This window comes from Weissella sp. DD23 (assembly GCF_001579105.1).
GTDB lineage: Bacteria > Bacillota > Bacilli > Lactobacillales > Lactobacillaceae > Weissella > Weissella cibaria.
On record NZ_KQ970477.1, the window covers coordinates 1 to 412 of the forward strand.

Annotated in this window: 1 protein-coding gene; it reads left to right on the plus strand. The window is 49.8% G+C overall.

From position 1 onward, the window contains the following. Positions 1-412 (plus strand): family 1 glycosylhydrolase (locus WEIDD23_RS12335; RefSeq protein ID WP_156469684.1); only part of this gene is annotated, 412 nt, incomplete at both ends.

A 412-nucleotide genomic window follows, 5' to 3' on the forward strand; every position in this document is an offset into this window, starting at 1 on the left:
TTTTCGAGTTTATGGTGTGGACGAATTCGGGACTGAAATTTGATGACAAGGCAACACTGGCTGATAAGCAAGCAGCTATGATGCAGGCCGGGCACTATGAGTTGGTTGCCTCAGCAAAGGCGGTCCAAATTGGTCATGAGATTAATCCTGATTTCGTGATTGGGGGGATGGTCAACGTGGCCGCTCTCTATCCGGCTAGTCCAAAGCCTGCCGATATGCTGGCTTTCCAAAAGGCGCGTCAGGCACGTGACTGGTTTACTGATGTTCACGTTCGTGGTGCTTATCCAGCCGAGTTGGAGGCATTCTTTAGGCGGACTGGTATCCGACCAGATATTACAGATGAAGATCGGGCTGACTTATTGGCTGGTACCGTAGATTACATGGCCATTTCGTACTATAACTCGACAACCGT